17 protein-coding genes and 1 tRNA gene are annotated in these 22,231 nt (G+C 63.8%); 8 read left to right on the top strand and 10 right to left on the bottom strand.

Annotated features, from left to right (window positions below; translation table 11 throughout):
* The first annotated feature begins 21 nt into the window (after positions 1-21).
* Both flgL and E0D86_RS07365 read left to right on the top strand, forming a co-directional pair.
* The gene (gene flgL / locus E0D86_RS07360) at positions 22-921 is read left to right on the top strand and encodes a flagellar hook-associated protein FlgL (RefSeq protein ID WP_131649362.1); all 900 of its coding nucleotides are present in this window, start codon (positions 22-24) and stop codon (positions 919-921) included.
* Positions 922-936: 15 nt separating this feature from the next.
* Positions 937-1,968 carry a hypothetical protein gene (locus E0D86_RS07365; protein WP_131649363.1) on the top strand — a complete coding sequence of 344 codons (1,032 nt, stop codon included), beginning with the start codon at positions 937-939 and terminating at the stop codon, positions 1,966-1,968.
* A gap of 17 nt (positions 1,969-1,985) precedes the next feature.
* On the opposite strand, the gene E0D86_RS07370 is transcribed toward E0D86_RS07365, so the two are convergent.
* Positions 1,986-3,182 (bottom strand): lactonase family protein, encoded by a 1,197-nt coding sequence (locus E0D86_RS07370; protein WP_131649364.1) that lies wholly within the window; start codon positions 3,180-3,182, stop codon positions 1,986-1,988.
* A gap of 140 nt (positions 3,183-3,322) precedes the next feature.
* Here E0D86_RS07370 and E0D86_RS07375 point away from each other — a divergent pair, with 140 nt between their 5' ends.
* The 4 genes from E0D86_RS07375 to E0D86_RS07390 all read left to right on the top strand — a co-directional run bounded on the left by E0D86_RS07375 (position 3,323) and on the right by E0D86_RS07390 (position 5,897).
* A complete protein-coding gene (locus tag E0D86_RS07375; protein ID WP_131649365.1) occupies positions 3,323-3,679 on the top strand; it encodes a YciI family protein in 357 nt (118 codons plus the stop codon).
* A 45-nt stretch (positions 3,680-3,724) separates the two neighbouring features.
* Entirely contained in the window at positions 3,725-4,192 is a 468-nt protein-coding gene (locus E0D86_RS07380) for a nuclear transport factor 2 family protein (protein ID WP_131649366.1), read from the top strand.
* 67 nt (positions 4,193-4,259) lie between these two features.
* Positions 4,260-4,616 carry a YciI family protein gene (locus E0D86_RS07385; protein WP_131649367.1) on the top strand — a complete coding sequence of 119 codons (357 nt, stop codon included), beginning with the start codon at positions 4,260-4,262 and terminating at the stop codon, positions 4,614-4,616.
* A 3-nt stretch (positions 4,617-4,619) separates the two neighbouring features.
* Positions 4,620-5,897, top strand: a complete 1,278-nt coding sequence (locus E0D86_RS07390) for an RNA polymerase sigma factor (RefSeq protein ID WP_131649368.1) — start codon at positions 4,620-4,622, stop codon at positions 5,895-5,897.
* Positions 5,898-6,193: 296 nt separating this feature from the next.
* On the opposite strand, the gene E0D86_RS07395 is transcribed toward E0D86_RS07390, so the two are convergent.
* Positions 6,194-7,546: a sigma-54 dependent transcriptional regulator gene (locus E0D86_RS07395; RefSeq protein WP_131649369.1), complete on the bottom strand. Its 1,353-nt coding sequence runs from the start codon at positions 7,544-7,546 to the stop codon at positions 6,194-6,196.
* A 25-nt stretch (positions 7,547-7,571) separates the two neighbouring features.
* Entirely contained in the window at positions 7,572-9,335 is a 1,764-nt protein-coding gene (locus E0D86_RS07400) for an ATP-binding protein (RefSeq protein WP_131649370.1), read from the bottom strand.
* A 150-nt stretch (positions 9,336-9,485) separates the two neighbouring features.
* Between E0D86_RS07400 and E0D86_RS07405 the strand changes: the two genes are divergently transcribed.
* Together E0D86_RS07405 and E0D86_RS07410 are read left to right on the top strand one after the other, a co-directional pair.
* A complete protein-coding gene (locus tag E0D86_RS07405) occupies positions 9,486-10,685 on the top strand; it encodes an HD-GYP domain-containing protein (protein WP_131649371.1) in 1,200 nt (399 codons plus the stop codon).
* 222 nt (positions 10,686-10,907) lie between these two features.
* Positions 10,908-12,395: a SulP family inorganic anion transporter gene (locus E0D86_RS07410; protein ID WP_131649372.1), complete on the top strand. Its 1,488-nt coding sequence runs from the start codon at positions 10,908-10,910 to the stop codon at positions 12,393-12,395.
* A gap of 30 nt (positions 12,396-12,425) precedes the next feature.
* Here E0D86_RS07410 and cfaB read toward each other — a convergent pair whose 3' ends face one another.
* From cfaB to uvrD, 7 genes are all read right to left on the bottom strand, one after another.
* Positions 12,426-13,607 carry a C17 cyclopropane fatty acid synthase CfaB gene (gene cfaB / locus E0D86_RS07415; protein ID WP_131649373.1) on the bottom strand — a complete coding sequence of 394 codons (1,182 nt, stop codon included), beginning with the start codon at positions 13,605-13,607 and terminating at the stop codon, positions 12,426-12,428.
* Between the two features lie 203 nt (positions 13,608-13,810).
* Positions 13,811-13,906, bottom strand: a tRNA-Sec gene (locus tag E0D86_RS07420).
* A gap of 43 nt (positions 13,907-13,949) precedes the next feature.
* Positions 13,950-15,869 carry a selenocysteine-specific translation elongation factor gene (gene selB / locus E0D86_RS07425; RefSeq protein ID WP_131649374.1) on the bottom strand — a complete coding sequence of 640 codons (1,920 nt, stop codon included), beginning with the start codon at positions 15,867-15,869 and terminating at the stop codon, positions 13,950-13,952.
* The gene (gene selA, locus E0D86_RS07430) at positions 15,866-17,275 is read right to left on the bottom strand and encodes an L-seryl-tRNA(Sec) selenium transferase (RefSeq protein ID WP_131649375.1); all 1,410 of its coding nucleotides are present in this window, start codon (positions 17,273-17,275) and stop codon (positions 15,866-15,868) included. The genes selB and selA overlap by 4 nt, the downstream gene beginning before the upstream one ends.
* Positions 17,276-17,705: 430 nt before the next feature.
* Entirely contained in the window at positions 17,706-18,548 is an 843-nt protein-coding gene (locus E0D86_RS07435; RefSeq protein WP_131649376.1) for a Tim44 domain-containing protein, read from the bottom strand.
* Positions 18,549-18,681: 133 nt separating this feature from the next.
* Entirely contained in the window at positions 18,682-19,791 is a 1,110-nt protein-coding gene (locus E0D86_RS07440; protein WP_131649377.1) for a TRAP transporter substrate-binding protein, read from the bottom strand.
* Between the two features lie 49 nt (positions 19,792-19,840).
* Positions 19,841-22,033, bottom strand: coding sequence for a DNA helicase II (gene uvrD, locus E0D86_RS07445; RefSeq protein ID WP_131649378.1), 2,193 nt, complete (start codon positions 22,031-22,033; stop codon positions 19,841-19,843).
* Between the last annotated feature and the right edge of the window lie 198 nt (positions 22,034-22,231).

The following is a 22,231-nucleotide window of genomic DNA, read 5'->3' on the forward strand; positions in this document are numbered from 1 at the left end:
TCGACTGACGAGTAAAAATACATGCGCATCTCCAACGCCCAGATCACCGCCATGATGCATGGCTCGATGAATACCAGCTCCGAGAAGCTCGGCAAGCTGATGCAGCAGATGGCGACCGGCGAGCGTATGTTGATGCCGTCGGACGATCCGATTTCTGCGGTGCGCGTGCTGCGTATCCAGCGTGAGGAAGCCACACTGACGCAGTACCGCACCAACATCGCAAACGTCTCGGGCAACCTGTCCAAGCAGGAGGCCAACCTCAAGGCCGCTTCGGACACCATGCTCAACGTGCGCGACATGCTGTTGTGGGCGGCCAACGGCAGCAATACCAGCGAAGATCTGGCGGCCATTGCCAACGAGCTGGGGACTCTGGAGAAGACCATTCTCAGCTTTGCCAATGTGCGCGACGAGGAAGGCCGCTATCTTTTTTCCGGCACGCTGAGCGACCGTGCGGCGATCACCTTCGATGAGGCGACCGAGACCTACAGCCTGACCGGCAACGATCAATACCGCCAGGCGGCTGTCGCCAACGGCGTGCTGGTCGAGGAAAATGTTACCGCCGCGCAAGTTTTCGGTGCCGATGCCGACATGCTCAATCAATTGCATGCACTGGTGAAGAGTCTCGCCGACCCGACAGTCGATTCCAGCGCGCAGATCAGCGACACCCTGGCCAGCCTGGACGCCACTCATAGTCAATTGCTCGGCGCGGTTACCGAACTGGGCGGCCGGCAGAACACCCTGACGTTGTTGTCGAGCAGTAACGAAGACGTGTCGCTGGTGAACCAGAAGATCGAAGGCGAGCTGTCCCAGCTCGACTACGCTGCGGCCAGCATCGACCTGAACAACTATCAGCTGTCGCTGCAGGCGACGCAGAAGACCTATTTGAAGATCAACGGGCTGTCGCTCTTCGGCATGCTCTGACCGAGGTAGCCGTGAATGAAGATTGGTAGACAGCTACCGGGTGTCGCCGTCATAAATCCGCAGGAGCGCCGTGAGGCCTTGCTGCGCAATGCACCCGCGCCGCTGCGTGTCGGGACACCGAGTGAAACGTCGCACTCGGAACCGACGACAAGCAAGAGCACCAGCTTCAGCCTGCAGCTCAACCAGCAGCTATCTTCGATGCAGTCGGCCGACAGCTACCTCGGCGATCTGCAGACCCATCTGTCACAACTCAAACTGACTCTCAGCCGCCAGATCAGCTCGCCGCCGCCCAACGGCGAAGAATCCATTCAGCAGGCGGTGCAAGAGGTCAACGCTCTGCTCAAGGAGCGCAGCAAGCGCTCTGCCAACTCGCTGGACGCCAATTTCAAGCTGCGCCTGACCGAGCCGGTACGCAGCCGCTTCAGCCTGCAGGGGTTGGAGTCGCTGGAGAAGATTCGCCAGTCGGGGCGCGAAACGCTGCTGTTCAGCGGTGGTCGCCAGCTGGCCGAGCCGGTAGCGGTGGTGCTCGATGACGAGATGAGCGATGAGCAGATCCTGCGACGTTTCAATGGGAGTCTGGGCCAGGCCGGTATCCGCGCCGAGCTGGATCAGAATGGCGAGCTGAAATTCTCCGCTCGCGAAGGGGACTGGCAGAAGCTGAAAGACCAGCTGGCGGTGCAGGGCGAGGGCAAGCTGTTCGACAAAGGCAAGTACGTCCGCGTACAGCATCAGGAGGAGCAACTGCTGAGTTTCCCTGAGGAGCTGCAGCTCGATTCCTTCCGCGAGCTGCGGCGCCTGCTCGACTCGGTGGTCGCCGGGCTCGATAAGGTCACCTCGCTGCGCGAGCAACTGAGCAACCGCCAGCAGGAAATCCGCGAGTTCCTGGCGCGCCAGGCGCATGCCGACGAGAAGCAATGGGCGATGGACTTCTCGCGTTCGGTGTTCAATCTGATGCAGCGTAGCCCCTCCAGCTACGCCGCTGTTACCCAGACGGTGGTGGCCCAGGCCACCATCAGCCGCTTCGCGGTGGTCAGCCTGCTGTCCTGATCATCCGGCTGCGGCGCTCAAAGGCCGGTACGGTCGATGAATTTCACATCCGATGGTCGACTCATCGGCAATATCTGCAGTGTGTCACCGAGCAGCCCGCTGTCGGGGTCGCGTTGCAGCACCACCAGCTGATCGCTCTTCTGATTGGCGATGAGCATGAAGCGACCGCTCGGGTCGATGGCGAATTCGCGTGGCTCCCGCCCCTCGCTGGCGCGCTGCTGGATTTCGCGCAGGCTGCCGGTTTCCTCGATGGCATAGACCATGATGCGGTTTGCCTCGGCGCGGTCGCTGACGTAGAGAAAGCGGCCATCCCGCGAGGGATGAATGGCGCCGGGCGAATGCGCGTCCAGGTTGCCGTTCTCGGCCAGATCGACCAGCTGGCGTTGTATCAGGCTGCCGTCGACATGATCGAAACGAGCGACCTGCGCGCTCAGCTCCAGGGTCGCGTAGGCCTGGCTGCCGTCCGGGCTGAATACCAAGTGACGTGGGCCGCTGCCGTCGGGCAGGCCGATGAAGGGCGACTCGGCAGGTGACAGCGGGCGTTCGGCATTGGCCGGGTTGTATTCGTAGATGAAGATTTTGTCGGCGCCCAGGTCGCTGACGAACAACCGTTTGCCGTTCGGCGACATCACCGCCGAGTGCACGTGCGCCGACTTCTGGCGCTGAGGATGTTTCTCGCTGGCCTTATGCGTGGCGAGTTGGGTCACGGGCGACAGGGTGCCATCCTCTGCCGTGGGAATTACCGCCAGGCTGCCGCCGGGGTTGGGCGCAGAGCCATAGTTGGAGACGAACAGATAGCGCCCGTCACGACTCTGGCTCAGGTGCGTGGGCTCATCGCCAAGGGTGATCTGCTGGGCCAGCGGCGACAGTTGCCCGCTGGCCGGCGCCATGGTGAACGCGCTCACCCGGCCTACCGGGTCCGGATGGCCCGGTCCGTTCTCGTTCGCCGCGTACAGCCGGTTGCGATTCAGGTCCAGCGTCAGCCAGGACGGGTTGTGGGTGCGCACCACCTGCAAAGGCTGGGGCTCGATATAGCCGCGCTCGGCATCGAATTGCATGCGGTAGATCCCTTCGCTGCCGCCCTCGCTGGTGTAGCTGCCGATCAGTAATTGATACATGGGTGCCGCCACTCCCGAAGTGCTGAATGCCAGAAGGGCCACGGCGAGGCCGAGGCGACGGTAGTGATTAAATAGACCGCGCAGTGGACCGGCCATGCCTCGCTCCTGTCTCGCTGAGTTTGTTTAGTCCCGGACTGACTTTGAGCACCGCAGGCGAAAAAGATTTGTCGGCGCTGTCGATTTTTCCCTTTCCACCTCGACTATCAGGTAACAGCAACCATCTCGGGGGCGCCGCAATGCGTTATCTGTGCCTGGTGTATCTGGATGAGCAGGTTTTGGCCAGCCTGTCGCCTGGCGCGCAGGCGGCGATGGATGCCGAATGCCGCGACTATCGCGAACGGCTTCAGCGCAGCGGCCAGCTGATCATTGGCGAAGCGCTGCAGCCAGTCCTCAGCACCACGACTGTGCGTCTGCAGGGCGACACCCTTTGCTTGCACGACGGGCCGGTGGTCGACAGCCGTGAGCAGCCTGCGGCGTTCTATCTGTTCGAGGCAAGCGACCTCAACGACGTGATCCGGCTGGCATCGCGCATTCCCCCGGGGCGGCTGGGCTGCGTCGAGGTCCGCGCCCTGCACCCAAGGGCGCCACCCTGACCCGTGCCGCAACGACCGTCAGCCATCAACCAAGAGGCAACTCGCATGAACAACTCAACTGAAAACCAGACCGGCGAAGCCCGTATCCGCGAACTCACCAACGAGTGGGAGCGCGCGGTCTGCGCCAAGGACCTCGACCGCATCATGGCCCAGTACGCCACCGACGTGCTGGCCTTCGATGCGGTAGGCCCGCTGCAATTCAAGGGCGCCGAGGCGTACCGCCAGCACTGGCAGAACTGCTTCGAATTCTGTCAGGGCGAAGGCTTTTTCGAGATCAGCGAGCTGGGCATCCACGCCAGCGCAGACCTGGCCTATAGTCATTTCCTGAACCATTGCGGCGGTACCAACGAAAAAGGCGAAATGCAGACCGGCTGGATGCGCGGCAGCCGCTGCTGGCGTCGCCAGGGCAACGACTGGAAGGTCGTCCACGAGCACTTCTCGATGCCGTTCGACATGGCCAGTGGGCAAATCGACTTCGGGATCGAGCCCTCCCAGACGGGAGCTGTCGGCTGAACCGCAATACTCGAACCGTCTCGCGGCTGCCATAGCGGCAGCCGGCGGGGCACCACCGGAGACTGAAATGAAATACCTGTGCCTGGTCTACTACGACGAACAGCGCGTCGACTCGATGACCGACGAGCAGTGGGCCGCGTTGGTCGAGCAATGCATCGCCAATGGTGAGCGCCTGCAGGAGAGTGGGCACTTCATCGCTGGCGAGCCGCTGCAATCGGTGCGTACCGCCAAGACGGTGCGAGTGCGCGAGGGCGCGGTGTCCGTGGTCGACGGCCCGTTCGCCGAAACCCGCGAGCAGCTGGCAGGTTTCTACCTGCTGGAAGCCCAGGACCTGGACGAGGCGCTGCGCCTGGCTGCGAAGATCCCGCCGGCGCAATTGGGCAGCATCGAGGTTCGCCCGTTGCGCCAGCTGCCCGATCGCTGATCGATGCATGAACGGGGCAGGCCGCCCTCGTCCGACCTAACCAGTGGGCCGACGCGGGCGGAGATCGACACCCTCTACCGCAACGAGTCGCGGCGGGTGCTGGCGACCCTTATCCGTCTGCTGGGCGACTTCGAGCTGGCCGAAGAGGCGCTGCAGGACGCCTTCTTCGCCGCGGTGCAGCAGTGGCCGCGCGACGGAATGCCGGACAACCCGCGCGCCTGGCTAGTCTCGGCCGGGCGTTTCAAGGCCATCGATGGCCTGCGTCGGCGGGCACGCTTCAACGCCTCGCTGAATGTGCTGGCCGATCAGCTGGACAGCGCCGAAGAGCCGGACTGGGACCGCGACATGCTGGAAGACGATCGCCTGCGGCTGGTCTTTACCTGCTGCCATCCGGCGCTGCCGGCCGACGCGCAAGTGGCGCTGACCCTACGTGAAGTCTGCGACCTGAAGACCGAGGAAATCGCCCGCGCCTTTCTCGCCTCGCCCAGCACCATCGCCCAGCGCATCGTGCGCGCCAAGCAGAAGATCCGCGATGCCGCGATCCCCTACCGTGTGCCTTCGCGCGAGGAGCTGCCGGCACGTCTGGATAACGTGCTGCGGGTGATCTATCTGGTGTTCAACGAGGGCTATTCTGCCTCCAGCGGCACTGAACTGACCCGCACCGATCTGAGCGCCGAAGCGATCCGGCTGGGCCGGCTGCTGCTCGAATTGCTGCCAGACCCGGAACTGATGGGGCTGCTGGCGCTGATGTTGCTGCACGACTCGCGCCGCGTCGCGCGTACCGATGGCTCGGGCGAACTGGTGCGCCTCGACGAACAGGACCGCAGTCTGTGGGACCGGGCGCAGATAGAAGAAGGCTCGGCGTTGGTGCAGCGAGCCCTGGTTTCGCGACGTTTTGGTCCTTACACCTTGCAGGCGGCGATCGTCGCCGTGCATGCCGAGGCGCCCAGTGCCGCGCTGACCGATTGGACGCAGATCGTCGGGCTCTATGACGTATTGCTGCGAGTCAGCCCGTCTCCGGTGATCGAGCTGAACCGCGCGGTGGCGGTTGCCATGCGCGACGGGCCGGAAGCAGGGCTGGCGCTGATCGACGATCTATCGGCCCGCGGACTGCTGCGCGACTATCACCTGCTGCATTCGGCCCGTGCCGATTTCTGCCGCCGCCTCGGCCGCCTGGACGAAGCACGAACCGCCTACCGCAGCGCACTGGCATTGGCGCAGCTGGAGCCGGAACGGCGTTTTCTGCAGCAACGACTGGACGAGCTGGACGGGCTCGATTGAGGGAACGCCGCCCGGCTCGCCCTTCCAGCTTGTAGGGTGGGCTTCAGCCCACCATTTGCTCTGGCACCGCCTTCATAAACGCCTCGCCTGGCCTGTGCAGCCGGCGCCGAGCTCTGGTGGGCTGAAGCCCACCCTACGGGCTGAAACGCAACGCCGCTCGGCCCACCCACCAGCTCATTGATGGTCTTTTCCACGCTCACAATGTGGGACCGATGTGTTGGACGTTCTGCGTCCATCGACGCGGAGCGTCGCAGTAACGCCCCCGCCCGGAGCATGGAGCGTTCGCCTGAGCAGAGTCAGCTATCGCTGCTGCCCGCCGGCAGATAGTCACCACGACTCAAACCGTGGCGCTGCATCTTCTCGTTGAGGGTGCGGCGGGGCAGCTGCAGTTGGGCCATGACCTCGGCGATGTTGCCTTTGCATTGCTGCAGAGCGTTGTGCAGGCATTGCGCCTCGAAGGCTTCCATCTGCTCGGCCAGTGATCTGCCGGTGTTGTCGCTCGGAGCGTTGGGCGGCGGCGGGTTCAGCCCGAGGGCGTGGCGTTCGGCGGCGTTGATCAATTCGCGGACGTTGCCCGGCCAGTCGTGGCTCAGCAGCTGCGCCAGTTCGGCGGGGCCGGCCGGCAGGGGCTCGCGGCCGTGGCGCTGGGCGGCCTGGCTGACGAAGTGGTCGAACAGCAGCGGTATGTCTTCACGACGCTCGCGCAGCGGCGGGATATGCAGTTCGGCGACGTTCAGGCGATACAGCAAGTCTTCGCGGAAACGTCCGCCGCGTACTTCTTCCAGCAGGTCCGGCTTGGCCGCGCTGATCACTCGCAGGTCGACTTCGATGCTGCGGTTGGAGCCCAGCCGTTCCAGGGTTCTTTCCTGCAGCACGCGCAACAGCTTGACCTGCTGGGCCAGCGGCATGCTTTCGATTTCATCGAGGAACAGGGTGCCGCCGTGGGCATGCTCGATGCGACCGATGCGCTTGCCCTGGGCGCCAGTGAAGGCGCCGCTTTCATGGCCGAACAGCTCGCTCTCGAAGATGCTTTCGGGGATGGCCGCGCAGTTCAGCGCCACGAATGGATGGCGTGCGCGCGGGCTGAAATCGTGCAGGCAGCGCGCCACCTGTTCCTTGCCGCTGCCGGTGTCGCCGCGAATCAGCACGTTGACGTCCGTGCCGGCCAGTTCCAGCACCTGCCGGCGCAGGTTGTCCACGGCGCGCGAAACCCCCAGCAGCATCGATTCGATACGGCCCTTGCGGGCGAACTGCTCACGCAGCTGGCGGTTTTCGCAGACCAGTCGGCGCTTGTCCTGGGCGCGGCGCACGCTGTCGAGCAGGCGTTCGGGGGTGAAGGGCTTTTCGATGAAGTCATAGGCGCCCTGGCGCAGCGCCTGCACCGCCATCGGCACGTCGCCATGGCCGGTGACCATGATGATTGGCAGTTCGGGATCCAGCGCGACCAGCTTCTCCAGCAGGCCGAGGCCGTCCAGGTCCGGCATGCGTACGTCGCTGATCAGTACGCCCGGAAAGTCACGGTCAATCAGGCCCAGCGCCTCGTGCGCGCTGGCGCAGGTGCGCACGCTGAAGCCGGACAGTTCCAGCCATTGCTGGACCGCTTGGCGGATCGCCGCTTCGTCGTCGATGAAGATGACCTGACCGCTCATGTTTCGCTCCTTTGCCGGTGCCAGTCTACTCGGTGAGGTGCTCGTCGGCTGCCGGCAGCCGAATCTCGAATACTGCACCCTGCGCATCGTTGCTCACGTCGAGATTACCGCCCAGATCGCGCACGATACCGTAGGAAACCGCCAGTCCCAGCCCGAGGCCCTGGCCGACCGGCTTGGTGGTGAAGAAGGGCTCGAATACCTGATCCAGATGTTCGCGGGCGATGCCGCCACCGCTGTCGGCGACGCTCAGTCGCCAATGGTTCGCATCGCGGCGGCAGTCGATGCGCAACTGCCGGACGGCGCTGTCCTGCATGGCATCCAGCGCATTGTTCAGCAGGTTGATCAAGACTTGCTCCAGGCGGATCGCATCGGCATTGACCCAGGCATCGGCGGATACCTGACGCACGACTTCGACGTCTTCGCCGCGGATACGCGGACCGAGTAGCTGTAGCGCCTGTTCCAGCACCTCGTCCAAACGTACGCGCTGCGGCAGCCCGGCGGGATTCTTACGGGCAAAGGTCTTCAGGTGGCTGGTCAGTGCCGCCATGCGTTCGATCAGGCCCTCGACCTGACCCAGACCTTCGCGCACTGCCTCGCTGCGGCCGCTGTCGAGCAGCAGGCGCTGGCTGGCCAGCTGCATACGCAGGGCGGTCAGCGGCTGGTTGATCTCGTGGGCGAGGGCGGCGGACATCTGCCCCAGGGCGGCCATCCGCGCGGCGTGCACCAGACCATCCTGCGCGGTATGCAGCTCGCGGGTGCGGGCTTCGACCAGCCGTTCCAGCTCGTTGCGGCTGCGCTGCTCGACCCGACGGGTTTTGCGCCGCTGGGCCAGGTAGAGCAGCAGGAAGGCCAGCGTCATCCACACGCCCGCCGCGGCCAGGCGATAGCTGCGTATGCTGGCGGCCACCAGTTGCGGCTCTTGCAGGAGGTGCAGCGTCCAGTCTTCCTCGGGCAGCGGCAGGCGCTGCCAGAAATAGGTGTGGCGGCCGTCCGGTCCTTCGACTTGGCGGCGCTCGCTGTTTTCGTCGATGCGTTGCAGGCGTCTGCTGTGCAGCGGCTGCAGATTCTGTTCGGCGTAGCGGCGGGCGGCGACCAGGCGGTCGCGTATCTCGTCGCTGAGCGGTTGCAGGTAGCGGAAGCGCCAGGCCGGTCGATTGCTTAGGATGACGATATCGAGCGAGTCGGTGATCAGCAGAATGCCGGACTGGCCGGCCCATTCGCGCTGCATGTCTTCCAGCTCCAGCTTGACCACCAGTACGCCGAGCACCTCGCCGGCGGCGTTCTTTACAGAGCTGGAGAGAAAATAACCAGGAACTCCGGTGGTCACGCCCACTGCGAAATAGCGGCCGCTGTCCTGGGTCAGCGCATCGCGAAAGTAAGGGCGAAAGCCGTAGTTGTAGCCAACGAAGCTGCTCCATTCGCGCCAGTTGCTGGCGGCCAGGGTGTCGCCATGACGGTCGATCAGGTACAGCACCGACGAGCCGGCGGCCTGGTTCTGCTGCTCCAGGCGGCGATTGAGGCGGGCGCGCAGTTGCCGGTCATCGGGATTGGCCAGCAGGCTGCGGATGTCGCTGTCCAGCGCCAGTAGAGCTGGCACCGAGCGGAAGCGCTCGACCTGCGTGTGGATCGTCTGGGCGTAGAGTTCCAGCTGCTCGCGGGCTTCCTGGCTGCGCTCGGCCCAGGCGCGCTGTTCGGCGAGCCGCCCGGCCCCGTACATGCTCAGCAGCAGGCCGGCGAGGATCAGCAGCACGATCAGGACGACGCGGTAGCGGTTGGCGTGGGCGGACATGAGCGGCTCTATTTGTAAGAACGGCTATGTTAAGCCAGAGCGGCGGATTGCCAATCACTGCCGATGGTCCGTTTTGCCGTTAACCGCGCATAACCGGACGGCGTCGATGGCTATGATTGCCACTGCGGTTATCCCCTGCAGAGGTATTGAGTGCTCAGGAAAATCTCCACAAACCAGCTCCGGTTCGGGATGTACATTCAGGCCATCGACGGGAGCTGGTTTTCGCATCCGTTCTGGCGAACCCGCTTCGTCCTCAACGATCCGTCGGATCTGCAGGCGCTGCGCAGTAGCGGGGTGCCGGCTGTCTGGATCGATACCGAGCAAGGTGTGGATATCGCCGATGCAGCTGCGGCGACAACCGAACCCCATCCCGCCGTCGAGGCACCTATCAACGAGTTACCCGCGCGGGCCGCAACCTGCAGCGCCCGCGATGAAATGCAGCGGGCCTCTTGCGTGCTCGACCGCTCGAAGCAGGCAGTGGCTTCGTTGTTCAACGAGGCGCGTCTGGGCAATGCCGTGGACGCGCAGGCGTGCCTGCCGGTGGTCGAGGAAATCAGTGAATCCCTCGCGCGTAATGCTTCGGCGTTGATCGGTCTGGCCAGGCTGAAGGATCGTGACGAGTACACCTACATGCACTCGGTCAGCGTCTGCGCCTTGATGGTGTCGCTTGCTCGCCAGCTTGGACTGAATGAAAGCCTCACTCGCGAGGCCGGCCTGGCGGGGCTGCTGCACGACGTCGGCAAGATGGCAATGCCACCGCAGGTGCTCAATAAACCCGGCAAGCTGACCGATGCCGAGTTCGACATCATGCGTGCTCATCCCGAGCGTGGCCACGCGATGCTCGTGCACAGCGGCACGATGCCCGAGGCGGTACTGGACGTTTGCTTGCACCATCATGAAAAGGTCGATGGCAGCGGTTACCCGCACGGGCTGAAGGGTGAACAAATCAGCCTGTTCGCGCGCATGGGCGCGGTGTGCGATGTGTACGATGCGATCACCTCCAGGCGCCCCTACAAGGAGGCCTGGGATGCCGCCGGTTCGCTCTCGCGAATGGCGCAGTGGAAGGGGCATTTCGATACCGGCGTGTTTCACGCGTTCGTCAAATCGGTGGGCATCTATCCGCTCGGTACGTTGGTCCGGCTGGAATCCGGTCGGCTGGGCGTGGTTGTCGACCAGAACCCCGGCAAGCTGACGGAGCCGGTGCTGCGCCTGTTCTATTCGACCAGAACGAAGATGCCCATCGCCCCGGAGGAACTGGACCTGTCGCGCCGTCACGGTGAAGACCGCATCGTCAGCCGTGAAGACCCGGCTACCTGGGGCTTCGCCAATCTGGATGATTTCTGGCGCTAGCGATGCAGGCTATCAGGTGGCCATCGCCGGTTGCGGCGTGATCCGCTATCCTTCGCCGCCCTTGCAGCGACTCTCCGCCTGAGCAGCAGCTCGGCGCGATCAATCTGCATTCCCCGCGCTTCGATTAGCGCGGTTCGCCCTACATTCGAAACTGGAACGGCTCTGTCAGCCGGCGCATCGCGTCGGGTCTGCAGCTGCCGCTTTTTCCCCTTTGGATAGCCCATGCTCCACTCGATCAAGCAAAACTGGTTCGGCAATATTCGTGGCGACGTGCTTTCCGGCCTCGTCGTCGCCCTGGCGTTGATTCCCGAGGCCATCGCCTTTTCCATCATCGCCGGCGTCGACCCTCGGGTCGGCCTGTACGCCTCCTTCTGCATCGCCGTGGTGATCGCCTTCGTCGGCGGCCGGCCGGCGATGATTTCCGCCGCCACCGGCGCCATGGCGCTGCTGATGGTGACCCTGGTGCGCGAGCACGGCCTGCAATACCTGCTGGCGGCGACGCTGCTTTGCGGCGTGCTGCAGATCATCGCCGGCTACCTGCGGCTGGGCTCGCTGATGCGCTTCGTCTCGCGCTCGGTGGTGACCGGCTTCGTCAATGCGCTGGCGATCCTGATCTTCATGGCGCAGCTGCCGGAGCTGACCAACGTCACCTGGCACGTCTACGCGATGACGGCGGCGGGCCTGGGCATCATCTACCTGTTCCCCTACGTGCCGAAGATCGGCCGGGTGATTCCGTCGCCGCTGGTGTGCATCCTCATGCTGACGGCCGTGGCCATCTATCTCGGCCTGGATATCCGCACCGTCGGCGACATGGGCGAGTTGCCCGACACCCTGCCGATTTTCCTCTGGCCCGAGGTGCCGCTGACCTTCGAGACCCTGCAGATCATCTTCCCGTACTCCGCCGCGCTGGCGGTGGTCGGCCTGCTGGAATCGCTGATGACCGCGACCATCGTCGATGAGATGACCGACACCGGCAGCGACAAGAACCGCGAATGCAAGGGCCAGGGCGTTGCCAATATCGCCTCCGGTCTGTTCGGCGGGATGGCTGGCTGCGCGATGATCGGCCAGTCGGTGATCAACGTGAAATCAGGCGGCCGCACCCGCCTGTCGACGCTGATCGCCGGCGTGGTGCTGTTGCTGTTGGTGGTGTTCCTCAGCGACTGGGTCAGCCAGATCCCCATGGCGGCGCTGGTGGCGGTGATGATTATGGTCTCCATCGGCACCTTCAGCTGGGATTCGATCCGCAACCTCCGGCGCTACCCGCTTTCCACCAATATCGTCATGGTGGTCACCGTGGCGGTCGTGGTCCTCACCCACAACCTGGCCTATGGCGTGCTGGCCGGCGTGCTGCTGGCGGCGATGTTCTTCGCCAACAAGGTCGGCCATTACCTGCATATCGACTCGGAGCTGGATGCCGAAGGCGGGCAGCGAACCTATCGTGTGGTTGGCCAGGTGTTCTTTAGCTCGTCGGAGAAATTCACCACGGCCTTCGACTGCAAGGAAGCCCTCGCCAGGGTCGTCATTGACCTCAGCCATGCGCATTTCTGGGACATCACCGCCGTCTCGGCGCTGGACAAGGTGGTGCTCAAGTTCCGCCGCGAGGGCGCTGAGGTCGAGGTGCTGGGCATGAACGAAGCCAGCGCGACCATCGTCGACCGCTTCGGCACCCACGATAAGCCTGAAACCACCGATACGCTGATGAGCCATTGATCGCGTACGCGCCAGGCAAGTGTCTGGCGCCTATCGGTACAGATCGGCCCGCGACCAGGGCACCTCATGGGAGCCATCCGGTAGCGGTTTGCTCGCCAGGATCTGGTGCAGGTTGATCCAGTTGCGACGGAAACCATAGGCACAGCCGGCCAGATAGACACGCCAGATGCGCAACGCACGCTCGGGAATCATCTGCCGGGCCTCGGCCAGATTCGCTTCCAGGCGCTGGCTCCAGAAATCCAGCGTACGTGCGTAATGCAGGCGCAGGCTCTCCACGTCGACGATTTCCAGCCCCGATTCGCTGATGCAGGCACCGATCTTCACCAGATGCGGCAGCTCGCCGTGGGGGAACACGTAACGGTCGATGAACTCGCCGGCGCCATGCCCCACCGGTCGCCCATCGATGTGCCGCGAGGTGATGCCATGGTTCATCACCAGACCACCGGGGCGCACCACTTCCGACAGTTGCTGACAGTACAGCGGCAAGTTGGCGTGGCCGACATGCTCGAACATACCGACGCTAACCACCTTGTCGAACTGGCCGTTCCTGGGCAGGTCGCGGTAGTCCATCAATTCCAGCTGCACTTGGCCTTCCAGTCCTTCGGCGGCGACGCGCTCGCGCCCAAGTTTGAGCTGCTCGCGACTGAGGGTGATGCCGAGCACTTCTGCGCCGAACTCCCGCGCGGCAAAGCGCGCTAGCCCACCCCAGCCGCAGCCGACATCCAGTAGACGATCACCGGGCTTCAGCCGCAGCTTGCGACACAGATGGCGCAGCTTGGCCTGCTGGGCCTGGTCGAGATCTTCCGTGCCGGTCTCGAAATAGGCGCATGAGTAAACCATGTCGCGGTCCAGCCAGAGCTGATAGAACTCGTTGGACAGGTCGTAGTGATAGGAAATGGCCTCGGCATCGGTGGTCTTATCGTGGGATTCGCGCGTCGGCAGGACGGTGGCATCGCCACCCAGAGCGCGGGTGATTTCATCGCCGATGCGGATTACCTCTTCAAGGGGGCCGTGCAGATCGATCTTGCCCTCGACGTAAGCACCGCCCAGCAGGGCGAGACTGGGATGAGCCAGCTGCGCGATCAGGTTCGGATCCTTGATCTCCAGCGTCACGCTCGGCGCGGGACCGATGTCGATTTCGTTGCCGTCCCATAGCCGCAGACGCAACGGCAACGCCAGGTTTTGCAGGGCCGGAAGCAATGTTGCCAACATGCTCGTTCTCCTTTTCCACGCGTGTTGAAAAGGCTAGACCAACAATTCGAGTTTGCAGCGGGCTAGGAATAGTTTTTAGCTATCGGGCAGATAGGCAAGCGGCTCAGAGCGAACCGTCGACCAGCCAAGCTCTACGAGAAGGTGCCTACAGACCTGCGCGCCGTGAGCGCCCGGGAATAGGGCGAATTGAGCGAAGCGGATAATGGCGGAAGGCAGTGGGAGTCGAACCCACCCGGGAACGGCTGCCGCCCCCAACCGGGTTTGAAGCCCGGCCGCACCACCGGGTGCGATTGCCTTCCAGAGACGTGCCCGAACGGGGCTGGAATCTGGACGTGCTGCAGCCTACCCGACCTCAGCCTCTGAGGCCAAGGCGCTGTCGGGTCGCACCTTGCGTTCGTTGCCGAAGCGCCGGGTGAGGCCGATGCGGTCGAAGTGCTCGAGCAGCTGGATGCTGCGCTTGCGGCCGAGCTGAATCTGGTCGCGGAACGCGGCAGCGCGGATCACGCCGTGTTGCCGTTCCATATCCACTACCCGATTGGCCAGCTGGCGGATGGTGGAGTCGGTGTAGAACAGGTCTTTGACGACCTGTTGCAGCATTCCTATGCGGGACAGCTTGCGCAACAGATGACGAACCTTGTCCTCGTCGATGCGCAGTTCGCCGGCCAGATCGCGGACCCAGGGTGGATCGAAACGGGCGGATTCCAGCAGCGGCCATAGCCGGGCTTTCAGCGCTTCTTCCTCGTCGCTCAGCCGAACGCGGTGCCCAGGCAGGTGCAGCCAGGGACCGCTGGCTTCGATCTTTCCGGCCGCCAGCGTTTGTTCCAGCAACGCTAAATATATCGGTCGCTCGAGCTGAGGTAGCGCGTAGCGGCGCAGGCGGTCGCGATCCGGACCCAGCTCGTCCGGTTGGGCTTCGTGGAAGCGCTGCAATGCCGCCACAAGACTTTGGCCGAGGTAGTCCCAGGTGTCGCGGTCGAACAAGCGCGGGCCAAGCCGTGTGGTAATTTCCAGGGCTTCGTCCGGCAGCTTCCAGGTGTGTCGCGGACGGTTGAACTGCCGTTCCAGCAACGCCGGCTCCAGACCGTTGATCGCGCTGGGCAGCAGCCCCGGCAGGATGTGTTCCAGTGTTTCGCCGTCCAGTGCGCGCAATACCGCTAGGCGTGCCTGGCGGTGCCGATTGCGCGGCGGAGCGAAGGGATCGAGCACCCGTCCGCCGCCCAGGGTTCGCTGTGCGGATTGGTCGCGCAGTATCACGCGATCGCCGTGTACCGCATGAGCCGGCGCATTCAGCAACAGCTGCGCATGCACGCGGCCGCCGGGCGCCAGGTATTCGCCTTCCAGCAGGGCAATCCGGCCGGTGACGTCCTGCGCACCAAGGTGAATGTGTACCGGCGTCCAATGGCGCAGTTCGCGAACTTCGCTGGGCAACAGGGTGAATTCGATATCGATGCGCTGGGTTGCGGCCTGTAGCTCGGGTTTCAGCAGCCAGTCGCCCCGGCTGATTTGCTCTGTCGCAAGGCGTTCGCCGGCGAGGTTCAGGGCGACCCGCTGACCTGCATGGGCCTCGTCGGAAGCCTGGTTCTGCGCGTGCAGTCCGCGTACCCGAACGGTTCGTCCGGCTGGGCTCAGGGTCAGTTCGTCCCCCACGCGCACCCGGCCCGCGAAGGCCGTGCCGGTGACGACGACGCCGGCACCGACGACGCTGAATGCGCGGTCAATGGCCAGGCGGAAATAGCCGTTGCCGCAACCCGAGCGTACCTCTGCGGTCTGCTCGATCAGCGCCGAACGGAGCGCATCGATCCCTTCGCCGCTGATGCTGGACACCGGGAAGATCGGCGCGCCGGCCAGCGGACCGGCCTGTAGCAGCGCTTCGACTTCCTGGCGCGCTTGGTCAGTGCGCGCTGGGTCGACCCGGTCGATCTTGGTCAGCGCCACCAGCGCGCGGCGAATGCCCAGTAGTTCGATGATGGCCAGATGCTCGCGTGTCTGCGGCATCACGCCGTCATCGGCAGCGACCACCAGCAGCACGCAGTCGATGCCGCAAGCACCGGCCAGCATGTTGTGCACGAAGCGCTCGTGACCGGGTACGTCGATGAAACCGGTGAGGTTTTCTGAATTGCCAAGCGAGGCGTACAGGTAACCGAGGTCGATGGTGATGCCGCGCAGGCGTTCCTCGCGACGACGATCGCCCTCTTGCCCGGTCAGAGCCTTGAGTAAAGCCGTCTTGCCGTGGTCGATGTGGCCGGCGGTACCGATGATCATGACATCAGCTCCCGCTGCAGGTGCGGCAGCTGTTCCAGCAGTGCCGCCTCGTCGTCCAGTTGCCGAAGGTCGAGCCAGAGCGCGTCTTCGGCGAGCCGGCCAAGGAGCGGGATCGGTAGGCAACGTAAGGCTTCTTCCAGCTGGCGCAGGCTGCGACCGCGCAGCCGCTTGGGTTGCAGCGGGCTGATACAAACCGCGGCACTTGGCAGTCGTGCCACCGGCTGTGCGCCGCTGCCGATCATGCCCAGCGCGTCGCGGACGGCAACCTGCCAGTTTTCGCCGAGCGCCGTGGCGATTGCCGGCGCAATTCGTTCGGCTTGTGCACGGATCTGCTCCTGCGGGCGGCTGAGCAGGCGCAGGCTGGTCAGGCGTTCGGCGAGGCGATCAGGGTCGCGATAGAGATTGAGCACCGCTTCCAGTGCAGCCAGGGTCAGTTTGTCGACGCGCAGGGCGCGTTTGAGCGGGTTTTTCTTGATCTTCTGGATCAGCTCGCGGCTGCCTACGATCAGCCCGGCCTGGGGGCCGCCGAGCAGTTTGTCGCCACTGAAGGTGACGATATCGGCGCCGTCGCGCAGGGCTTCCTGCACGGTCGGCTCCTTCGGTAGGCCCCAGCGCGACAGGTCGACCAGACTGCCACTGCCTAGGTCCTCCAGCAGCGGCAAGCCATGCGCTCGGGCGATGGACGCCAGCTCAGCTGTGGCGACGCTAGCAGTGAAGCCCTGCACGCTGTAATTGCTGGTATGTACACGCATCAGCAGGCCGCTGCGCGGGCCGATGGCGTTTTCGTAGTCGCGCACGTGGGTGCGGTTGGTGGTGCCCACTTCATGCAGCTTTACCCCGGCACGCGCCATGATGTCGGGAATGCGGAAGGCGCCGCCGATTTCGATCAGCTCGCCGCGAGAAATGATGCCTTCCTTGCGTGCACCTAGGCTGTTGAGGGCCAGCAGAACGGCGGCGGCATTGTTGTTGACTACGGTGACGGCTTCGGCACCGGTCAGCTCGCGGATCAGCCCTTCGATCAGGTCGTCACGGTCGCCGCGCTTGCCGCTGGCCAGATCGAATTCCAAGTTCAACGGGTAGCGAGCTGCGAGGGTGATCGCCTCGATGGCTTCGTCGGGCAGCAGCGCGCGGCCGAGGTTGGTGTGCAGCACCGTGCCGGTAAGGTTGAATACGCGACGTATGCGGCTGCGGTGCTGGCTGGCGAGGCGCTCTCCGGCGCGCCCGGCAAGCACGGCCTCTGACAGCTCCAGCGCGGCGAGCTGACCGTGGTGGGCCGGCTCGCGTAGCTCGTCGAGCAGATCGCGTAGCGTGCCGAGCAGCGCTTCGCGGCCGTAGCGCTGCTGCAGGGGCGCGCAGGCAGGCGCGCGCAACAGACGGTCGACCGAGGGCAGGCGAACGCTGCTCATGGCTGATTATCCGGTCGGTGGCTCGGTACGAAAGCGGCGATGGGAGCGCTCGTCGTGCTGACGACGTAAAACCCTGTCATGAGGTTGCCTGACACGCAGGACTCCATTCTTTTTAGTATTTTCCGAGCAGCATAGACGCTTAATTCTTCACAGGGTTCAGCCGAGCTGCGCGCTTCCTGCTGCCAAAAACGAAAAAACCCGGGCAAGCCGGGTTCAAAGTGCAGTTAAAGGAAACAGCGCCGCTCGGAGGGCGGGTCCTAAGTCGTTTCGCTGACCCTTTTTGCTGAGTTGTAGGCTCATGGTTGATGAGATCGGGTCAGGACGAGCCGCAATAAAACGATTCGCCTTAAAAACGAAACCCCGCAGCTAGCGGGGTTCGTTATCCAACTGAACCCAATTAAGCCGGGGCTCTCGGCTACGCCTGCGTGTATCAGGCGTTCTGACGGATACCCGCGACCAGCCACGGCTGGTTCTCGCCCTGTGCACGCTCCATGCGCCAGCTTTCGCTGAAGGGCTCGCCCTGATCGAAGCGCGAGTTTTTCGCGACGCCGGTGAAGGTCAGCGTGGCGGTGGTCTTCTCGGCATTGTCGTCCACGCCGTCGAGCTGGATCTGCAGATCGTCGACATAGGTCGACTGGTAGGCATCACCAATCTCGGCGCGTTCGCGCTTGAGGAACTCGAGCAGCTGCGGCGTGACGAACTCGGCGATCTTGTCCATTTCGTTGGCATCCCAGTGCTGCTGCAGCGACAGGAAATGCTCGCGAGCCGCACCGACGAAACTCTGCTCGTTGAACCAGGCGGGCGCGTTGATTACCGGTGCCTTGGCTACAGCTGCGCTGCTGCCGCCGAAAATGGACGGTTGCTGCGGCATTTCGCGCTGCATCGGTGCATGCCCTGCCACGGCTGGCTGCTGCTGGCGACGGCGGGCAGCCAGGAAGCGGAACAGCAGGAAAGCGATCAGGCCGAAGATCAGGATATCCATGAACTGAATACCCTCGAAGCCGTCGCCCATGAACATCGAGGCGAGCAGACCGCCAGCGGCGAGGCCGGCCAGCGGGCCGAGCCAGCGTGAAGCACCGCTGGCTGCGGCCGGCTGTTGGCGTCCTGCTTGCTGCGCGGCTGCGTCATTGCGTTGTTGAGGCTGCGCCTGACGGGTCTGGTGGCTGGGCGCCGAGCCAAAGCTCTTGCCGCCGCCGAAACGCTTGGCGTGCACGTCGAGACTGAGAGTCAGGCCGATACACAGCGCCATGAAAATGCTGAGCACACGTTGCATTTGGTATTCCTGGTATGGGTGAAATTACAGGCTGATGTTGCACGGCCCGCTCGGGCCGCGCCAGTTGGAGAGTGTTTCGGGTTTTTGCTCGCTGCGCTTGTTGGATAGACGACAAGCGCAGCGAGTCTTTGGCTCATCGCCAGTTGTACAGCTCTTTTTCGGAAATTTCATGCATGGGTTTGACCTGCGCCTGGAACGCCTTCATCGACGCCCAGATACGGCCGTTCAGCTCGCTTTGTGCGGCCAGCTCGCCTAGGACGGCATCGGACTGCTCACGCATGGCGGCCAGCACCTCGTCGGGGAAGCGCTTGAGCTCAGTGCCCTGCTGCTTCAACTGATCGAGCGCGAGGGCGTTGTTGTAGACATAGTCGTCGATCATGTCACGGCTTGCTGCGCCGGCGGCCTCGGTGAGAATGGCGCGCAGATCGTCCGGCAGGCTGTCGAGCGCTTTTTGATTGACCAGCAACTCCAGCACCGCCTGCGGCTCCTGCCAGCCGGGGTAGTAGTAGTACTTCGCCGCCTTGTGCAGGCCGAAAGCTAGGTCGTTGTAGGGGCTGACCCAGTCGGTGGCATCAATCGCGCCGGTCTGCAGCGCTGTGAAGACTTCGCCGCCCGGCATGTTGACGGTGGTCGCGCCGAGCCGGCTCAGCACTTCGCCGCCCAGGCCGGGGGTGCGAATCTTCAAACCTTGAAGATCCTGCAGCGAGTTGATTTCCTTGTTGAACCAGCCGCCCATCTGCATGCCGGTGTTACCCACGACGAACGGCTTGACGCCGTGCGGTGCGTAGGCTTCGTCCCAGAACGCTTGGCCGCCGCCACGGGTCAGCCAGGCATTCATTTCGCTGGTCGAGAGGCCGAAGGGAACCGAGGTGAAGAATTGCGCCGTGGGCACTTTGCCCTTCCAGTAATAGGCGGCGCCGTGGCCGACTTCGGCGGTGCCGCGCGAGACCGCGTCGAATACCTCGAGGGCAGGCACCAGCTCGCCGGCGGCATAGACCTTGATGGTCAGCCGCCCATTGCTCATGGCATTGACGCGCTCAGCCAACCGTTCGGCTGAAGTGCCCAAGCCTGGATAGTTCTTCGGCCAGGCGGTGACCATCTTCCAGTTGTAGGTTTTAGGCGCTTCGCTGGTGGCCGGTTGCGACTCAGCGGTGGATTCGACTTTCTTCTCATCGTTACAGCCTGCAAGGCCGAGCGTTGCAAGCAGGGCAGCGGCGGCGCCAAACAAGTGACGGCGTTTCATGAGTGAGGTTTTCCTTTGACGATTTTATTAGTATCGGTTGACGTGCACGTCATAGCGTTTGGAGTTTGGCATAACTGAGCATCAACCACTTGCTGCCTTCGCTTTCGAAATTCACCTGAACGCGAGCTTGTGCGCCGGAGCCCTCGAAGTTCAGGATGGTGCCCTCGCCAAATAGCGAGTGCGAGACGCGTTGGCCAAGATTGAATGGCGTTTCCGGCACATTGGCGCCGTCGAACAGGGAGCCGCCGCTCATGCCCCGGCTGTTGAAGCTACGACTCACGGTATTGCTCAGGCGGACTTCGCTGATCAGCGCGGGCGGCACTTCGCGGATGAAGCGCGAGATCTTGTTATAGGTCTCGCTGCCATATAGCCGGCGTGTTTCGGCGTAAGTGACGATCAGCTGCTGCATGGCGCGGGTGATGCCGACGTAGGCGAGGCGGCGTTCCTCTTCGAGACGGCCCGGTTCTTCCAGGCTCATCTTGTGCGGGAACAGCCCTTCCTCCATGCCCACCAGGAACACCAGCGGAAACTCCAGGCCCTTGGCGCTGTGCAGTGTCATCAACTGCACGCTGTCCTCGTGATCGCCTGCCTGCTGCTCGCCGGCTTCCAGCGAAGCGTGGTCGAGGAAGGCGGCCAGCGGTGTCTGCTCGTCTTCTTCCTCTTCGCTGTAGTTGTCGAAGGCGCGTGCGGCGGACACCAGTTCCTCAAGGTTTTCCACCCGCGCCTGGGCTTTCTCGCCTTTTTCGTCGCGGTGATAGGCGAGCAGACCGGATTGCTCGATGACCAACTGCGCCATGTTGTGCAGCTGCATGCCTTCGACTTTGAGCGCGAGGCTATCGATCAGCTCGACGAAGGCGTTCAGCGCACTGGCCGCGCGGCCCGAGACCACCTTGGTGCCGACCGCTTGGTGCAGCGCGGCCCACAGCGACAACCCTTGCGCGCGGGCCAGCTGGCGCAGCGCCTCGACAGTCTTTTCACCGATGCCGCGTGCCGGCACGTTGATCACCCGCTCCAGCGCCGCGTCGTTATCTCGGGTCTGGATCAGGCGCAGGTAGGCCATGGCGTTCTTGATCTCGGCGCGCTCGAAGAAGCGCTGGCCGCCGTAGATGCGGTAGGGAATCTTCTCGCGCAGCAACGCCTCTTCCAGCACCCGCGACTGGGCGTTGGAGCGATAGAGGATGGCGATTTCGCTGCGCGCCAGGCCTTCTTTCTTGATCGCGCTTTCGATGCTCTCGACCACATACCGCGCTTCGTCGTGTTCGTTGAACGCGGCATAAAGGCTGATCGGCTCGCCTTCGCAGCCTTCGGTCCAGAGCTCCTTGCCCAACCGCCCATGGTTGTTAGCGATCAAAGCGTTGGCGGCCTTGAGGATGCAAGCGGTGGAGCGGTAGTTCTGCTCCAGGCGGATGGTTTCGGCGTCTTGGAAGTCTTCGCTGAACTGGTGCAGGTTTTCGACCCGCGCGCCGCGCCAGCCGTAGATGGACTGATCGTCGTCGCCCACCACCATCAGGCTCTCGCCACCCTTGGCCAGCAGGCGCAGCCAGGCGTACTGCACGGCGTTGGTGTCTTGGAACTCGTCCACCAGAATGTGGCGGAAGCGGCGCTGATAGTGGTCGAGCAGCCCCGGGTTGTCGCGCCACAGATCCAGGGCGCGCAGCAGCAGCTCGGAAAAATCGATGACGCCTGCGCGCGCGCAGGCCTCTTCGTACGCCTGGTAGATGCTCAGCATCGTTGCCAGGAATAAGTCGCCGCTGGGCTGGATGTGCTTCGGCCGCAGCCCTTCATCCTTCTGCCCGTTTATCCACCATTGGGCCTGGCGCGCCGGCCAGCGCTGTTCGTCGAGCCCCAGTTCGCGGATCACCCGCTTGACCAGCCGCTGCTGGTCGTCGGAATCGAGGATCTGAAAGTTCTGTGCCAGCTTGGCTTCCTGCCAATGCGCGCGGAGCAGGCGGTGCGCCAGCCCGTGAAAGGTGCCGACCCACATGCCCTGCGGGTTGACCTGCATCAGCTGTTCGATACGCTGGCGCATCTCGGCGGCGGCCTTGTTGGTGAAGGTCACCGACAGAATCGAATGCAGCGAGGCGCGCTCGACCTGGTGCAGCCAGGCGATGCGATGCACCAATACGCGGGTTTTGCCCGAGCCGGCGCCAGCGAGGACCAGTTGGCGACCCAGCGGCGCGGCCACGGCCTGGCGCTGGGCGTCGTTGAGGGAGTTCAGGAGGAGAGAGAGATCGTCATGCATGGGCGCCATTCTATCCGCAAACCGGTTCGGCTCGCTCGCGCAACGGACGGGCGCGTTGACTCGCGCGCCAGCGGGTCGGGTTTGCCGCGCCAGACGCAACGCCCAGGATGCAAAGGCGTTCTCGTTCGTTGGTCGGAACGCACTGTTGTCTTTGGCCGGCAACATGCCATCATCCGGACCATCAGCTGCGGCGAACAA

It is taken from the genome of Pseudomonas sp. IC_126 (assembly GCF_004331835.1).
Classification (GTDB): domain Bacteria; phylum Pseudomonadota; class Gammaproteobacteria; order Pseudomonadales; family Pseudomonadaceae; genus Stutzerimonas.

Coding starts and splice junctions, on each gene's coding strand:
- E0D86_RS07410 (WP_131649372.1), top strand. CDS start 10,908: ATGCTCCACTCGATCAAGCAAAACTGGTTCGGCAATATTCGTGGCGAC.
- uvrD (WP_131649378.1), bottom strand. CDS start 22,033: ATGCATGACGATCTCTCTCTCCTCCTGAACTCCCTCAACGACGCCCAG.
- E0D86_RS07395 (WP_131649369.1), bottom strand. CDS start 7,546: ATGAGCGGTCAGGTCATCTTCATCGACGACGAAGCGGCGATCCGCCAA.
- E0D86_RS07385 (WP_131649367.1), top strand. CDS start 4,260: ATGAAATACCTGTGCCTGGTCTACTACGACGAACAGCGCGTCGACTCG.
- E0D86_RS07400 (WP_131649370.1), bottom strand. CDS start 9,335: ATGTCCGCCCACGCCAACCGCTACCGCGTCGTCCTGATCGTGCTGCTG.
- E0D86_RS07370 (WP_131649364.1), bottom strand. CDS start 3,182: ATGGCCGGTCCACTGCGCGGTCTATTTAATCACTACCGTCGCCTCGGC.
- flgL (WP_131649362.1), top strand. CDS start 22: ATGCGCATCTCCAACGCCCAGATCACCGCCATGATGCATGGCTCGATG.
- E0D86_RS07365 (WP_131649363.1), top strand. CDS start 937: ATGAAGATTGGTAGACAGCTACCGGGTGTCGCCGTCATAAATCCGCAG.
- cfaB (WP_131649373.1), bottom strand. CDS start 13,607: ATGTTGGCAACATTGCTTCCGGCCCTGCAAAACCTGGCGTTGCCGTTG.
- selB (WP_131649374.1), bottom strand. CDS start 15,869: ATGATCATCGGTACCGCCGGCCACATCGACCACGGCAAGACGGCTTTA.
- selA (WP_131649375.1), bottom strand. CDS start 17,275: ATGAGCAGCGTTCGCCTGCCCTCGGTCGACCGTCTGTTGCGCGCGCCT.
- E0D86_RS07375 (WP_131649365.1), top strand. CDS start 3,323: ATGCGTTATCTGTGCCTGGTGTATCTGGATGAGCAGGTTTTGGCCAGC.
- E0D86_RS07390 (WP_131649368.1), top strand. CDS start 4,620: ATGCATGAACGGGGCAGGCCGCCCTCGTCCGACCTAACCAGTGGGCCG.
- E0D86_RS07435 (WP_131649376.1), bottom strand. CDS start 18,548: ATGCAACGTGTGCTCAGCATTTTCATGGCGCTGTGTATCGGCCTGACT.
- E0D86_RS07380 (WP_131649366.1), top strand. CDS start 3,725: ATGAACAACTCAACTGAAAACCAGACCGGCGAAGCCCGTATCCGCGAA.
- E0D86_RS07440 (WP_131649377.1), bottom strand. CDS start 19,791: ATGAAACGCCGTCACTTGTTTGGCGCCGCCGCTGCCCTGCTTGCAACG.